The sequence below is a fragment of the Anaerofustis stercorihominis genome, from assembly GCF_024623185.1.
Taxonomy (GTDB): Bacteria; Bacillota; Clostridia; order Eubacteriales; family Anaerofustaceae; genus Anaerofustis.
Genome location: NZ_JANJZK010000001.1, coordinates 313,106 through 328,452, shown reverse-complemented (window position 1 = coordinate 328,452; position 15,347 = coordinate 313,106). Strand labels below are relative to the sequence as shown.

16 protein-coding genes are annotated in these 15,347 nt (G+C 35.6%); 6 read left to right on the top strand and 10 right to left on the bottom strand.

Annotated elements, in window-relative coordinates:
- Window positions 1–190 precede the first annotated feature (190 nt).
- Window positions 191–1,192, top strand: coding sequence for a serine hydrolase domain-containing protein (locus NSA01_RS01685; protein ID WP_257479786.1), 1,002 nt, complete (start codon window positions 191–193; stop codon window positions 1,190–1,192).
- Between the two features lie 146 nt (window positions 1,193–1,338).
- On the opposite strand, the gene uppP is transcribed toward NSA01_RS01685, so the two are convergent.
- The 3 genes from uppP to rpsO all read right to left on the bottom strand — a co-directional run bounded on the left by uppP (window position 1,339) and on the right by rpsO (window position 4,709).
- The gene (uppP, locus tag NSA01_RS01680; protein WP_257479785.1) at window positions 1,339–2,175 is read right to left on the bottom strand and encodes an undecaprenyl-diphosphatase UppP; all 837 of its coding nucleotides are present in this window, start codon (window positions 2,173–2,175) and stop codon (window positions 1,339–1,341) included.
- A gap of 76 nt (window positions 2,176–2,251) precedes the next feature.
- On the bottom strand, window positions 2,252–4,387 hold the full coding sequence (gene pnp, locus NSA01_RS01675; RefSeq protein WP_257479784.1) for a polyribonucleotide nucleotidyltransferase: 2,136 nt from the start codon (window positions 4,385–4,387) through the stop codon (window positions 2,252–2,254).
- A gap of 58 nt (window positions 4,388–4,445) precedes the next feature.
- Window positions 4,446–4,709, bottom strand: coding sequence for a 30S ribosomal protein S15 (rpsO, locus tag NSA01_RS01670; RefSeq protein WP_083781750.1), 264 nt, complete (start codon window positions 4,707–4,709; stop codon window positions 4,446–4,448).
- A 226-nt stretch (window positions 4,710–4,935) separates the two neighbouring features.
- Between rpsO and dut the strand changes: the two genes are divergently transcribed.
- The 5 genes from dut to NSA01_RS01645 all read left to right on the top strand — a co-directional run bounded on the left by dut (window position 4,936) and on the right by NSA01_RS01645 (window position 8,657).
- Complete coding sequence (gene dut / locus NSA01_RS01665; RefSeq protein ID WP_257479783.1) at window positions 4,936–5,376, top strand: dUTP diphosphatase; 441 nt, start codon at window positions 4,936–4,938, stop codon at window positions 5,374–5,376.
- A gap of 202 nt (window positions 5,377–5,578) precedes the next feature.
- Window positions 5,579–6,007 (top strand): DUF3788 domain-containing protein, encoded by a 429-nt coding sequence (locus NSA01_RS01660; RefSeq protein ID WP_257479782.1) that lies wholly within the window; start codon window positions 5,579–5,581, stop codon window positions 6,005–6,007.
- Between the two features lie 297 nt (window positions 6,008–6,304).
- Complete coding sequence (locus NSA01_RS01655; protein WP_257479781.1) at window positions 6,305–6,544, top strand: YlmC/YmxH family sporulation protein; 240 nt, start codon at window positions 6,305–6,307, stop codon at window positions 6,542–6,544.
- 25 nt (window positions 6,545–6,569) lie between these two features.
- Window positions 6,570–7,760 (top strand): aspartate kinase, encoded by a 1,191-nt coding sequence (gene dapG, locus NSA01_RS01650; RefSeq protein ID WP_117532613.1) that lies wholly within the window; start codon window positions 6,570–6,572, stop codon window positions 7,758–7,760.
- An 84-nt stretch (window positions 7,761–7,844) separates the two neighbouring features.
- Window positions 7,845–8,657, top strand: coding sequence for a ClpP family protease (locus tag NSA01_RS01645; protein WP_257479780.1), 813 nt, complete (start codon window positions 7,845–7,847; stop codon window positions 8,655–8,657).
- A 140-nt stretch (window positions 8,658–8,797) separates the two neighbouring features.
- On the opposite strand, the gene NSA01_RS01640 is transcribed toward NSA01_RS01645, so the two are convergent.
- The 7 genes from NSA01_RS01640 to NSA01_RS01610 form a co-directional block, all read right to left on the bottom strand.
- Window positions 8,798–10,096, bottom strand: a complete 1,299-nt coding sequence (locus tag NSA01_RS01640; protein ID WP_257479779.1) for an NAD(P)H-dependent oxidoreductase — start codon at window positions 10,094–10,096, stop codon at window positions 8,798–8,800.
- Between the two features lie 2 nt (window positions 10,097–10,098).
- The gene (locus NSA01_RS01635) at window positions 10,099–10,470 is read right to left on the bottom strand and encodes a PTS glucitol/sorbitol transporter subunit IIA (protein ID WP_257479778.1); all 372 of its coding nucleotides are present in this window, start codon (window positions 10,468–10,470) and stop codon (window positions 10,099–10,101) included.
- Between the two features lie 43 nt (window positions 10,471–10,513).
- Window positions 10,514–11,506 (bottom strand): PTS glucitol/sorbitol transporter subunit IIB, encoded by a 993-nt coding sequence (gene srlE / locus NSA01_RS01630; protein ID WP_257479777.1) that lies wholly within the window; start codon window positions 11,504–11,506, stop codon window positions 10,514–10,516.
- A 15-nt stretch (window positions 11,507–11,521) separates the two neighbouring features.
- On the bottom strand, window positions 11,522–12,046 hold the full coding sequence (gene srlA, locus NSA01_RS01625) for a PTS glucitol/sorbitol transporter subunit IIC (RefSeq protein WP_256146393.1): 525 nt from the start codon (window positions 12,044–12,046) through the stop codon (window positions 11,522–11,524).
- Window positions 12,047–12,113: 67 nt separating this feature from the next.
- On the bottom strand, window positions 12,114–12,566 hold the full coding sequence (locus tag NSA01_RS01620) for a transcriptional regulator GutM (RefSeq protein ID WP_257479776.1): 453 nt from the start codon (window positions 12,564–12,566) through the stop codon (window positions 12,114–12,116).
- A gap of 22 nt (window positions 12,567–12,588) precedes the next feature.
- Window positions 12,589–13,533, bottom strand: coding sequence for a sugar-binding transcriptional regulator (locus tag NSA01_RS01615; protein WP_257479775.1), 945 nt, complete (start codon window positions 13,531–13,533; stop codon window positions 12,589–12,591).
- Between the two features lie 296 nt (window positions 13,534–13,829).
- Entirely contained in the window at window positions 13,830–15,233 is a 1,404-nt protein-coding gene (locus tag NSA01_RS01610) for a polysaccharide deacetylase (RefSeq protein WP_257479774.1), read from the bottom strand.
- Window positions 15,234–15,347 lie beyond the last annotated feature (114 nt).

Genomic DNA, 15,347 nt, shown 5'->3' with positions numbered 1-15,347 from the left:
TTTTTGTATTATTATTTTAATATCTAAATATAATAATTATCAACATATTTTAAATCTTATTTATAATTATACTATTAAATACTACCAACAATCAATATAAATATATTTTAAAAATTTTCTTGAATATGCTTTTTAATCATGATAAGTTGTTATTATGGTACCATTAATAATTACAAAAGGAAAATTTAAAATGGAAAATAATAAGAACATTATTCCTGAAAAGTCAGGGAGCAAATATGATTTACTTTTAAAAATAGAAGATATAATAAAGAAAGAATACTCCAACACGGAGGGGATAGTAATATCCAAAGACGGTGAAATGATATATGAAAAATACTTCAGTGAGAGCAATGAAAACAAAAAGACGCACATAGCCTCGGTAACGAAGAGCATATTATCAATACTGATTGGCATAGCCATAGATAAGGGATTTATGGAAGATGAAAATCAAAAAGTAATGGATTTTTTCAAAGAATATGACTTCATAGATAAAAATGAAATCAGAGATAAAATCACGATAAAAGACCTACTTACTATGACCGTCCCATACACCTTTGAAGAGTACATGGAACCCCTTGAAGACTTTACAAGAAGCGAAGACTGGATAAGATATGCACTTGAGAGCATTGACGGCAGCGGAGAAAAAGGTACATTCAAGTATTCCACCATGAGTGCTCATCTCATTTCCGCCATTTTAACTAAAGCTTCGGGAATGTCTGCAAAGGAATTTGCAAATAAGTATCTATTTAAGCCTATGGATATGGAAGAAATAAATCATAACGACACCAAAGAATTCAGTTTTGATACTCTGTTCGGGGAAAAAATAGAAGGCTGGGCAAATGACCCCATGGGGATTTCTGCGGGAGGTTTCGGACTTAAACTGAGCACGAGGGATATGACAAAAATCGGAGAGCTTTATTTAAACAATGGAGAATACAAAGGAAAAAGGATAGTATCCGAAGAATGGATAGACAAGACCTTAAAGGAAAATCAGAACGGCTACGGATATATGTGGTATTTGATTTACAATGCACCTATAAGGATGTGTTGCGCTCTCGGGGACGGAGGAAATATGATATGCGTCATACCTGACTTGAATACCGTCATAGCAATGACTTCATCTTTTATGATGAACGCAAAAGACAGGATAGGATTTGTAGCGGAATATATCCTCCCTGCCCTATCCAATTAAAATAAACATGGATATTTTAATATAAGAGGAAAAAGTAATTAATTAAAAAATATTATTAAAACAAAAAAAGGCACCCGATATAGGTGTCTTTTTCAATCCTTAAATTTTTATCATAATTATGGGGTGTATATTATTTATACATAAAATTATATCGTAATCAATACCTGATATATAATAAGTGCCAAACCCACTATCCAGCAGTAAATGGAGAAATAGTAAAGCTTGCCTTTCTTAACGATATTATTAAGAAGGACTATGGAGAAGTACCCTATCACAAGAGAACAGAAAAATCCTATTATAAGAGGTACAAACGATGTAGTCGCTCCTATGGAGATTATGTCTTTTATCTTAAGTAACAGTGAACCCAGTACTGCGGGGATAGACATAAGGAATGAAAACTCAACTGCTTCTTCCTTTTTAAGCCCCGATAAAAGCCCGCCGACTATAGTAGAACCCGACCTTGAAATACCCGGGGTTATGGCGAACATTTGGAAAATACCAATAATGAAAGCTTTTCCCGCTCCTACGTTTTCTATATGTCCCCTGTTGTTTTTACCCAGTGCATCGCCTAAAACGAGGAGTACTCCGGTAATAAGAAGAGTAAACCCTACTATGATGATAGAACCGAACTTCTCGCTTATAAAATCTTCGAATAAAACTCCGACTATGCCCGCAGGTATGGATGCCATAAGGATATACACTATGTATTTTCTGTATTTACTCTTTTCAAAACAAGGTCCCTTAAGAGTTATTAAATCCGCAAGCATTAGGAAAAACTGCTTGAACATATTCCATATGGATTCATAGTATGCGATAACTACCGCAAGCAGTGTCCCAAGATGAAGCACTATCGCAAATTCGAGAGAACCTTCGCTGATACCCATGAAATTCTGGAGTATTACCAAATGTCCGGAACTGCTTACCGGAAGGAATTCCGTAAGACCCTGGACTATACCTAAAATTATGGCTTGTATTGTAGTCATAATATCCTCCGTTATTTATACATTTAATACTATTTATATGCTTTAAAAGCGAAGTTTAACCCTCGCTTTTAATTATTTATTCATTTACTTTTTCTTCTTTTTTGTCATCTTTATTTTCTTTGACTTCTTTTTTTGGTTTTGGAAGAAGTGCTTTTCTTGAAAGGTTTATCCTTCCTTGTTTATCTATTTCGATGACCTTTACGTTTACTTCGTCCCCTACGTTTAAAACGTCAGTGACTTTATTTACTCTTTCGTGAGCTATCTTTGAAATATGAACGAGACCTTCTTTTCCGCCCGGGATTTCCACGAATGCACCAAAGTCCATTACTCTTACGACTTTACCTACATAAGTGTCCCCTTCTTCGACTTCTCTCGTTATATCTTCGATTATTTGAACCGCTTTTTTAGCGTCTTCCAAATCCACAGCACTAACGAAGGTTTGTCCATCGTCCAAGATGTCGATTTTAACTCCTGTTTCATCGATGATTTTATTTATCATCTTTCCGCCCGGTCCGATGACATCTTTGATTTTATCTTCGGCTATTTTCATAGTCATAATTTTAGGAGCGTACTTGCTTACGTCTTCTCTAGGAGCTGTGATGGCTTCTTCCATTTTGCCTAAGATATGGAATCTACCTTTTTTAGCTCTTGATAGAGCTTCTGTAAGTATAGCTTTATCTATACCTTTGATTTTGATATCCATTTGGATAGCAGTGATACCTTCGCTTGTTCCCGCAACTTTAAAGTCCATATCGCCGTAGAAATCTTCAACACCCTGAATATCCGATAAAACGGATACTTTGCTTTCTTCCTTTATAAGACCCATTGCGATACCCGCTACAGGAGATTTGATAGGAACACCTGCGTCCATTAGAGATAATGTAGAACCGCAGACACTTGCCTGAGATGTAGAACCGTTTGAAGCGAGAACTTCGGAAACCACTCTTATTGTATAAGGGAAGTCCTTTTGGTCGGGAAGTACGGGGATAAGCGCTCTTTCAGCCAAAGCACCGTGTCCTATCTCTCTTCTTCCCGGACCTCTCATAGGTCCCGTTTCACCTACCGAATAAGCAGGGAAATTATAGTGGTGAATATATTTTTTGCTTGTTTCTTCTCCGATGCCGTCGATTATCTGTTCATCTCTTATAGCACCGAGAGTAGCCATAGACATTACCTGAGTCTGTCCTCTTGTGAAAAGTCCCGAGCCGTGAGCTCTTCTTATCTTTCCTACTTCGCATGTAATAGGTCTGATTTCATCTACTTTTCTTCCGTCAGGTCTGATACCTTCGTTGGTTATCATATCTCTGACGATTTGTTTTAATAATTTAGCGAATATTTCTTCAAAGTCGAGTTTGTTGTCGGGATATTCTTCCAAGTATTTATCCAAAATTTCAGCCTTGACTTCTTCCACTCTGTCTTCTCTGGCTTGTTTTTCATGGATATCATAAGCTTCTCTGAAGCCTTTTTTAGCTTCTTCGTAAATCTTTTCTTTGATTTCTTCGCTTGTTCTGTAGTATGTGATATCAGCTTTTTCCACGTCGACTTCTCTTATTATTTCTTCCTGGAACTTGATGATTTCTTTGATATGTTCATGAGCCCCCATGATAGCATCTATCATAATTTCTTCGCTCACTTCGTTTGCACCCGCTTCAACCATAAGTACGGCTTCGCTGGTTCCCGCAACTGTAAGATTTAAATCACTGTTGTCTCTTTGGTCGCTTGTCGGATTATAAACGAGTTTTCCGTCTATAAGACCTACATTGATTGCACCAACGGGACCGTCGAACGGGATATCGGAAATACCTAGAGCAAGAGATGCTCCTATGATACTTGTGATTTCCGGTGAGTTATCCTGATCCACACCCATAACGGTAGCGACGATTTGAACGTCGTTTCTGAAACCTTTATCGAATAAAGGTCTTAAAGGTCTGTCGATAAGTCTGCAGGTAAGAGTAGCTTTTTCGCTTGCTCTTCCTTCTCTCTTTAAAAATCCCCCCGGAATTTTTCCAACGGAATACATTTTTTCTTCGTAAAATACGCTTAGCGGGAAAAAGTCAATTCCCTCTTTTGCTTCTTTAGACATACATGCATTGACTAAAATCTGAGTATCTCCATATGAAATGAAAACACTACCGTTAGCCATTTGTGCCAATTCTCCAACTTCAACACAAAGTTCTCTGCCTAAAAAATCAGTTTTAAACACTTTCTTCATCTAATTTTTTTCCTCCATATTATAAAAAGGCGAAAAAATCCGCCTTTTAAATGCTTAATTATTTTCTTAAGTTAAGTTCTTTAACTATTTCTCTGTATTTATTGATATCTTTCTTAGCTACATAATCTAAAAGTCTTCTTCTCTTACCTACCATCATAAGTAGTCCTCTTCTTGAGTGATGGTCTTTAGGATTGTTTTTGAAGTGTTCGTTTAGAGTATTGATCCTGCTTGTCAAGATAGCGATTTGGATTTCAGGTGAACCTGTATCCTTTTCGTGTTTTTGATATTTGCTGATTACTTCTTGTTTTTTTTCTTTTGTTATTGACATTTTAGTCTCCTTTTAATATTTATATTCGCCTAAAACCTTAGCAGTAAGCCGGAGATGCTCATAACTAAGCCTTAGGTACATAGCTTTAAAATTATATCACAAAAGGATATTTTTGTAAACAACTTTAGGCGGGATTTATAAATGTTTTTAACCCTTTTGATTGATAAAACTTTTAATTTTAATTATAATGTTATTATAGTATATTTTAAGGAGAAAAAGAATGAAAAATGTAAAAGTTGAAATAATAAATAAATCTAAGTATCCCCTGCCTGAATATGCGACAAAAGGCAGTGCGGGAGCAGATTTATATGCAAATATAGATGAAGATATAATACTCAGACAAGGTAAGATATCTTTGATACCCACGGGGATATATATAAAACTCCCTATAGGTTACGAAGCACAGATAAGAGCGAGGAGCGGACTTAGTTTAAAGCACGGCGTCACACTGGTAAACGGAATAGGGACCATAGACAGCGACTACAGAGGAGAGATAGGCATAATAATAACCACATTAAAAGACGAACCTTTTACGGTCACACCGGGAATGAAGATCGCCCAAATGGTAATCACAAAACATGAGACCGCAGAATTCACGGAAGTCGAAAGTTTGGATAATACAGACAGAGGTGAAGGCGGCTTCGGTCACAGCGGGGTTTAAGATGATATTTTATTAAATATTAATAATTTATTAATTTAAAGTATTTTGCTTTTATTATTATGAGTTTTGATATATAGTTAAATCATTAAGAGAGTGTGTATAAGGCAGAAATCAAGGTGTATTCGGGCGCGCGGAGTCTGAAAGGTGAAGTGCGCCCGAGATACCGCATGGAAAACACCAAACAAAAGGAGACTATTAAAAAATGGAATGGAAAGAAATTTACCCTATCGACCAAAAGCCCACGGATAAAGAACTGTCAGATTATATGATAAGCCCCCTTTATGAAGAATTATGCAAATATTTAAGTGACGAATTCAATGCAAAAAGAAGCGTTGAATACAGCAAATGTTCAGCCATACCCGGCTGGAACATTAAATATAAAAAAGGAAGCAAATCACTTTGCGTCGTATACCCCGAAAAGAATATACCCAAAGTAATGGTGGTCATCGGCAATAAACTGGAAACCGAAGCGGAAGCTATAATATATACATCAAGCGATTATGTAATGAACAGATATAAAGAAAGCAAATCCAACAGCGGACTCGGCACATGGCTGGTACTGGACTTATTGAATGAAGAAGTTTTAAGCGACATCAAAAGGCTTATCGAACTAAAAGTAAAGACAAAATAAAAAGAAAGCAGAAATGCTTTCTTTTTTCGATATCAATTTATTTTTTCTTTATACTATCTATATCGAGAGAATAGCCCAAAACTTTTCCGACACTCGTTATCTTGCCTTTTACAACTATTTGGTCCACTATAAATAATTCCTTCATTTTTTAGATGTTCAGCATTTTGCAGAAGCAATATTTATGGGTTTAGATTTATTTTCAAAAATCAAACTAAAGTAATGATATTTTATATTATTTAATATCATATTTATTATAAAAACCTGCCTTGCTTCATATATATAAATGAGGTGAGTTATATGCATTTAGAAGAGTTGAAGAACAGGATAATCGTAAACATAAATAACGGCGAAAAATTGGGTGTTTTAGGTAATTGTGACTTGAAAATAGATGAAAAACAGGGTAAAATAGAAGCAGTATTAATTCCGCAGGGCAAAGCCAGAAAGTTCTTTTCCGGAGAAGTGGAATATTTGACTATTCCTTGGGAGAGCATAGTAAAAATAGGAATGGATACAATAATGGTCAATTTAGAAAAATAATAATATTAGTTATAGGGGTCCAAATATGAAAATTATAGTGCAAAAATACGGCGGAACCAGTGTAAACACCGCGAAATCAAGAAGTATGATCATAAAGAATATGATAGATGCCATTGATGACGGGTTCAAACCTATCATTGTAGTTTCCGCTATGGGAAGAAAACCGGAACCATATGCGACCGATTCGCTTTTAAGCCTTCTTCCCGATATGAAAAAAGCAAATCTTAGAAACAAAGACTTACTTGCGACATGCGGAGAAATCATAACCACTGTCGTGGTAAGTGAAGAAATAAGAGCAAAAGGCATAAATGCAAGAGCTCTTACAGGCGGACAAGCAGGTATCGTTACTAATGAAAATTACGGAGACGGCAAGATAGTCAACATAGATACAAACAGGCTCATGGAACTTTTAAATCAAGACGTAGTTCCCGTAGTTGCAGGATTTCAGGGTATGAGTAAAAGCGGACAGATACTGACCCTCGGAAGAGGCGGCAGCGACATTACCGCTACTGCTTTGGGTGCGGCACTGAATGCAGACTTAGTGGAAATATATACCGACGTGGATGGAGTAATGACAGCCGATCCTAGAGTAGTCGAAAATGCCGAGCTTATAGAAACCGTTGATTACGACGAAGTATTCCAGCTTGCGGAGTACGGAGCCAAAGTCATCCATCCGAGAGCGGTGGAATACGCAATGAAAGCAGATGTACCTATCGCTATATTAAATACGCAGAAAGGAAGATACTACGGAGGAACGAGGATAGAAGATGTTTCTCAGGATATATACAGCGAAAAGAATTTCTCTGCAGTTACACAAATAGACGGATGCAGCCAGGTAGATATCAAATTCACCGACCTTAAAAAAGAAGACAGGCTATTCGATCTGCTTGCGGAAAAAGAAATATCTATCGACATGATAAACATTTTCCCTGACAGAAAGACATTCATAATAGATACGGATAAACAAAACGTAGTTGACGAAGTAATGTCCAAGATAGGTCTTGAATACACTATCTGCGACGGATTTACAAAGATAACCATAATGGGAAGAATGAAAGGCGTTCCGGGAGTAGTCGCAAAAATAATTGCAGCACTTTATTCAAACAATATTTTTGTACATCAGTCATCCGACTCAAGTACAACCGTATCAGTGCTTGTAGATACAAAACAGGCAAAGGATGCGGTTAACGTATTACATACAAATTTAATAAAATAAAAATTACATAAATTTTAAATAAAAGGAAAAAATAAGAAAGGACAAAAGTTCTTTCTTATTTTATTTTGTTTGAAAGGAAATATAATGAAAAATAAAGACGAATTAAAAATGAACAATCAAGAAGACTTTGATTTATCTCACGAATCTGATTTTGACGATGAAACGCTGAACAGATTAAAAGAGCTTGGACAGCTAAACGACGGATATAACAGCGGGATACAGACAATAAGCATTATCGGAGAAATAGAAGGTCATATAGAAGCGGGTTCTCCGAAAAAATCCACTAAGTACGAACATATAATACCAATGATAATCGACGTGGAAGAAAAAGATGAAATAAAAGGCGTACTCCTTATTTTAAACACCATGGGAGGAGATGTGGAAGCGGGGCTTGCCATATCCGAACTGATATCCGGAATGAGCAAACCATGCGTAACACTTGTTCTCGGAGGGAGCCACAGCATAGGAGTACCACTTGCGGTAAGCGGAAGTTACTCATTTATCGTTCCGACGGCAACGATGATGATACATCCCATAAGGACTACGGGGCTTGTGATAGGAGTGCTTCAAAGCTTTATATACTTCCAGAAAATGCAGGAAAGGATAACCGAATTCGTTGTGGGACATTCCAACGTGGATAAGGAGTTATTCAATAAAATAATGCTCAATACCGATGAACTCGTAAACGATATGGGTTCGGTCCTTGTAGGTGAACAGGCGGTAGAGATAGGGCTTATTGACGCGGTTGGTTCGCTGAGTGATGCAAGGAACAAATTATTTGAACTTATCAACGAATACGAGCATGAAAAGTGCAAAAGCAAAGAAGATAAAAACAAAAACAGTAATAAAAAAAGCAAGGGCAATAATAACAAAAAAGAGGATAACGGCAGTAAATAACATCGGGGCACTACGCCTGCCTTCGGCAGATTCCGCGCCCCTTACTTACTCAATATACACATCATATAGCTTATATAAAAAGACCTCAACGCCGAGGTCTTTTTTTGCAAGTTGTAACAATTTTAATTATTTATTATATTTTATCCGAAGAATCTATCTTGTAATTTTCTAAGCTGAACTATCAAAGAATTATCGTCTAATGATACCATGTCATATGTAATAGTCTGTCCCTTCTTAACGTCTTTAACAAGTTTTGTATTCTTAGTAATAACGCCTAATGGAACTGCATTATCATTAAGCATATTCTGATGAGTATCAACTGTTCCGTAAACAGTATATCCACCGATACCGTCTAACATTTCGCCTGCTTTTAAATCTTTTTTAGCAACAGCAACGGTTTCGCAAACAAGTCCGCCGTCCATAGGAACCAATGTAGAAATGTTATCTAAAACAGCTTTAGCAACTGTTAATGGAGTTTCCAAAGAACATAAATGATATGGTCTATAAAGTACCCAGTTAGGACCTTCTCCCATGCTTAAGTAATTCATTTCATGTTTAACGAACGGAAGATCACTTGAAATGATTACAAATACACCAGGTGCTATCCCGTTGACCCATTCAACTTTTCCATATCCGTTTTCAAGGATACCACCTTCACTTGTAGGTCTGAATAAGTTCGGTAAATCTTTTACTTCTGCTTCAGGACCGTGTCCGCCCCTTATATCAGGTATAAAGCCTGTGGAGTTAGCCATAGCCGTAAGTTCTACCATTGTCTTTGTACCGTCTGTAAATGCAGTCTGCATCTTAGGACTAACGCCTCTCTTAGCTGCATATTCTGCTAAAGAAGTAGGGTTTGCATCTAAATCTATAGCATTATTTTTACCTTTACCTATAACTCTTACATCAAAACCTGCTGCAGTTGCGAAATCATATAATTCCTTTACTGCACCCGGTTCATCCCCTGCACTTCCGGTATAAATAACGCCGGCATTATCAGCTAATTTTTTAAGCATAGGACCGATAACTACATCGGTTTCAACGTTGAGCATACAGATATGTTTGCCTTCATTTATAGAGTCGATAGCGACTTTTGCACCTACTTCAGGAACTCCCGTCGCGTCTACTGCGGCAGCAATAAGATTAGCTTTTGCACCAATTTCAGAATTTTCCGTAGCAATATACTTTCCTTTTTCCAAGTAAGTATTGGCTTCACTCAATTTATTTGTTATAATATAGTCATCTTTGGTTAATCCAGAGTTTTCAAATGCGGCAACGACATTATCGATATTAATGTCGGCTACTACAGCGGGTTTCATACCTTTCATCCTGATCATTTGACTGGTCATGCCCCTGCCCATTTGTCCCGCTCCTATTATACTGGTCATAATAGGAGCATTTTTTTCTTCCAGTTCAGCTAGCTTATAATTCATTCTTAACATATCTATTTATGTCCTCCTAAAAATTTTATTTGAATATAATCTCCCTGTTTTAACTCAGGAAGTTTTTCACCTTTTAATTGAATTTGTCCCGGAAGTTCCACCTCATCTTTACCGCCAAACACCAAACAGCAATGTCCAAGCATCTTAAATGTATCGTTCGCTTCAGCTCCTACAGCTGTGACAACATAGTCATTGTCTCCCAAAGACATAAAATCCCCAACCTTTATTTCACTGTCAAGTTCCTTTTTTTCATGAAGAACAGATAATTCTGCAAGTTCCAATGGTGCATCTTCATTAAATAAGATAAGCATTTTTTCTTCCAAAAAATCCAACGCGATATCGCCAAATCCAATTATTTTTGATTTATAATCCATACCCTAACTTTCCTTATGTAAATTTTTTTATGATTTCAAATTATTAATATAGTCCAAATGAGAATAAGTATGCAATTACTACTGCAAGAGGACCTGTTATAAGTCTTGAGAATAGCATTGCAGGTACCCCGATTTCAACTGTTGAAGGTTCTGCTTCCCCAAGTGATAAACCAACCGGTACAAAGTCTGCACCAACTTGAGCATCTATTGCAAATAATGCAGGAAGTGCATAACTTGGAGGGATATTTCCTTTTGCTATTTCAGCACCGACTAAAACACCGACTACCTGAGCAATAACAGCGCCCGGTCCGAGAACTGGTGATAAGAATGGGATTGCACAAATAACGGATAGTAAGATCATTCCAGGTAATGAACCAGCCAGTGGACTGATTGCCTTAGCAATAATATCACCGATACCCGATGCTGTGATGATACCAAGAAGCATACTAACGAATGCCATGAATGGTAAAATATTTCTTATTGTCGTGTCAATAGCATCTCTACCTGCTGCAAAGAATTTATTTACAACTCCGCCAACCGCTTTACCTATTTTAGAAACTACTCCGATAAATCCCTTTTGTCCGCCTGTAGCATCTTCTTTTGCAGATGATTCTGAACTATCAGCTGTTATTTCAGGTTCAGGAGTGTCTACTTTTACTTCTCCGTCATATAACGAAACTTCTTTTTCGCTTACGTCCGAAACGTAATTATCTTCATGTATGTACTGAGCAAGAGGTCCGGTTGCTCCGCCCGGTTCCAAGTTAACGGTCAATACGCCTTTTCTAGGATATACTCCGCATCTTGCAGTACCGCCGCAGTCTACTACAACAACTGCCATTTCATCATCAGGTACCCCTGTTGAAAATGCATCTATTGCTTCTGCGCCTGTTAAATCGGCTATATACTGTGCAACGGGATGTATACCACCGCCTGTAACACTGGCTATCTTATTTTTCTTTTCTGTTGGTTGTATAACTAACGGTCCACCCCAACCCTGTGATCCTTTTTCAATTATAACGGCTTTAAATTTACTCACTTTTATTTCTCCTTTCTATGCGTTTACGCTTTTCTTGTTCATGATTGCGTAAATTCTTTCTGTTACAACGCCTCTGATTAAGATTACAACAACACCAACCAAGAAATATCGTAGTGCCAAAGGTGTAGTACTAAGATTTAACTTAGTTAGACCGTTCGCAATACCCAAGAAAACGAAAAGTTCACCGGCATTTGCATGTGGGAATAATCCTGTTATCGGATGGCAGAATGAAACCGTAGAATCATAGAATGCAACCTTGTGTTCTTCTTTTAAGAAACGACCGAAAGAATATGCCATTGGGTTACATAAGAAGAACATAGCAAGTATAGGCATCAAAGTATATCTTGTGATAAAACTTTTTGATAGTACCTTCATGAACTTATCAACTCTTTCTTCACCGATTATTTTAATAAGAGCGTTAATAGCTGTTATCAAAACAATAAGTGTAGGGATAATTCCGGTTACCCAGCCGATAAATTGCTCTCCTCCTGCATTAAATAATCCGATAAAACCTTCTGCAAGTTTTGTTAAGAATTCCATTAAAATTCTCCTTTCTATTATTTTTTATATTCTATGAAAGACTTTTGTCTTAACATACAAAATATATCTATGCATTTTCCGCTACCGTATCACCTCCTATTAGTTTTTCTTCTCCTACTTCTTCTGCTTTACTTTTTTCCAAAACTCCAATAAGCCCATTGACTGCCTGAAGTAAAGCACTTCCTTTTTCTCTTCTTTTTTTACTTCTAAAAGTTTTAACTTTTAATTGCTCTTCTGTTTTTATTTCATAAATAGATCTGCCAACCAAATCATTAAATGGTCTAAATCTTGCAAACACACTAAATCCATTCATCATTTGTCCTTTGGTAACAAGTCCGTTATTATCGCATGCAAGTATAACAATGACCCCATATACAAAATACTGTTTATCTTTTCCTACACTGACATTTCCGTACTTATGTACTTCATTAAATGAAACGCTGAAATTCTTAGCCTGTTTATATGTTAGTAAAGAATTAAAAATCATAAGTACAAATGCAGCTAAAAATATTTTCCACATATTATTTATTATCCTTTCAAATCTATTTATCGAGTAATAACTTTGCAGTTTCATCATTGGTTACCAAAACATTTATTAGTTTTCCGTTTATAGCTCCGTAAATCGCATCTAACTTTTCTTTACCGGAACTTATTCCTACTACTCTTTTGATTTTTCTCAAATTATCAATCTTAAATCCAAAAACATATTTATTATAAGAGTAATTTGTATCTCCGTTTATATCATACATCTGAAGGCATATATCCCCTACTATGCCCATATTCCTCATTTCATCGATATCTTCATTATTGTAATATCCGGTTTCCATCATGGTAGAACCTTCAACCGCCGTTCCTATTCCAACGACCGCCGTAGTCATATTATCCATTAAATCAAGGACCTGCTTAATGTGTATATCATTTTTAAGGCTATCCATTAAATTTTTATCAAGTATCATGGCAGGAGCATGAAGAAGATGATATTCCCCGCCAAATGCTCTTGAAAAATCAATTACGACTTGATTGCAGTGATACTCTATACCTACTTGCCCCATACCTCCAAGGAGAGGTATGAAAGAGATATTTCTAGGTTTTTCTTGTCTAATATGAGGAGCAATTGTTTTTATCGTTTTACCCATCGAAAGTCCGACGACCTCGCCGTCCTTTAACGCTCTTTGAAGGTATGAGGCACAAGCTTTTCCTAAATAATCCTGTTCATAAGCTACATCAACGGCATCGGAAGCTATAATTACTTCATGAAGTCCGAACTTTTCTTCCAAGGCTTTTTCCAGCTTATAATAATTATTTTTCAGTGGATTAATAACTTCAATTTTTACAATCCCTTCGTTCTTAGCATTTTTAAGAATCCTTGAAATTGTAGCTCTGGAAATTTCAAGTTTTTGTGCAATCTCTTCTTGTCTCATATCGTTGTTGTAATAAAGGTCACATACTTTTACCATTAATCGTGTGTCATCGAAAACTTTTTTCATGAAATTTCCTCCTATTTTGCTTATTGAAATTTATTTCTATATATTTTATTTTTACATTTGTTCAGTAATTGAAATATTGTTCTTATTACGCTTTTATAATAATCCAATTATAGTAAAAAGTCAACTGTTATTTAATAAATAAATCAAAAAAATTCTTTCAAAAATAATCAAATATCTTCATGATTTTTATGACTAAAACAAACAAATAGAATTATATAATTTTTAAATAATATACTTGCTCATATTTCGCGGTGGAACAAATAAAAAAGACATGCATTAAGCATGTCCTTTAATTATTAATTATTTACTCCATGATGAGGAGCATAAGATTTTTCATCTATGGCTTTAAATATATAGCCTCTTTTCTTATATTTTTTAATTATCTTTGGAAGAGATTTTACTGTTGTATCTTTTGCGTCCGTATCGTGAAAAAGAATATTTATATTTTTCTCTTTACACATCGTCGCGTTTTTTACTAACGTGCCAACAGCAACTTCATTACCGGAAGCATCTGTTGAATCACAGTTCCAATCATAATACTGATATCCTCTGTTTACGACTTCCTTTGTGAGCTTTGACATAATGCCTTTTTTATAAGCCCTGCTCACGGTATTTGAAGAACCTCCGGGAAAACGAATATATTTAGGAGAATATCCGATTATACCTTTTATCATATTTTCAAGTTTATTTAAATCCTCAAAATATGCTTTTTCTGATTTATAGACTTTTTTATAATTATGAGTATATGTATGAAGAGCAATGGTATGTCCTTTATCGTGTGCGACTTTGATTAAATTATTATATTTTTTACCGTTACCCGTAACAAAAAATGTTGCTTTTACATTATACTTATCTAAAATATCTAATATTTCCTTTGTATTTGCGGAAGGTCCGTCATCAAATGTCAGGTATACTATTTTTTTCTTGCTTTCCTTTGTAGTCCCTATTTTTTTTACTACATTTACTGTTCTTTCTTTTAAATCAATATTACCGGATCTGTCAGTAACTTTATATATTACTTTATAACTACCGGCTTTTTTTATATCTACATTATTTTCATTTATAATTAACTTAGGAGCAGGATCGTAATCATCTTTTACACTCACTCCTTTTTTTAAATTCAAAGCTCCGCCCTCAACTACATTAATAGGTGCGATATTAGAGATGACGGGAGGGGTTTCATCTTTAACTACATATATTTTAGTATATTTAACAGTCTCATTTCCGCATTCATCTGTTACAGCTACGCCTACTTTGTATTCACCCTTATCTTCAAATGTATATTCTTTATCAAATTTAACAGTAGTTTTAGTAGCATCCTTTATATTTTTAACCAAACTTTTCGGCGATATTTTTACTCCGGATTCTATTTTTAAAGGAACCGTTTCAAACTGAGGAGCCACGGTATCCACCACATTTACCTTTATAGGATACTCTTTTCCCCGATATTTATATATCAGAGTATATGTGCCTATCTTATTTGTATCTACTTTGCTGTCATCGATCAAAACTGCATCTTTAGAACCAAAAAAGGTTATCCTTATATTATCCTTTGCATTAAGCTTACTGTTTATCTCTAAATCCATAGAACCACTTGCGAAAATGATCGGAGAAAGAATAATCTTAATCACTAAGAAAAGCGATACTAATACAATTCCAGCTATAATATATTTTTTCTGATTTAATTTTTCCAAATTCATGTCTTTTATCCTCTTAATATATCAATGTAATGATGAGATTATAACAAATTTCGACAATCATAGCAATGAAGATAAAGTAAATTAAATATTAAGTTTTTATTAAGTTACAAAAAA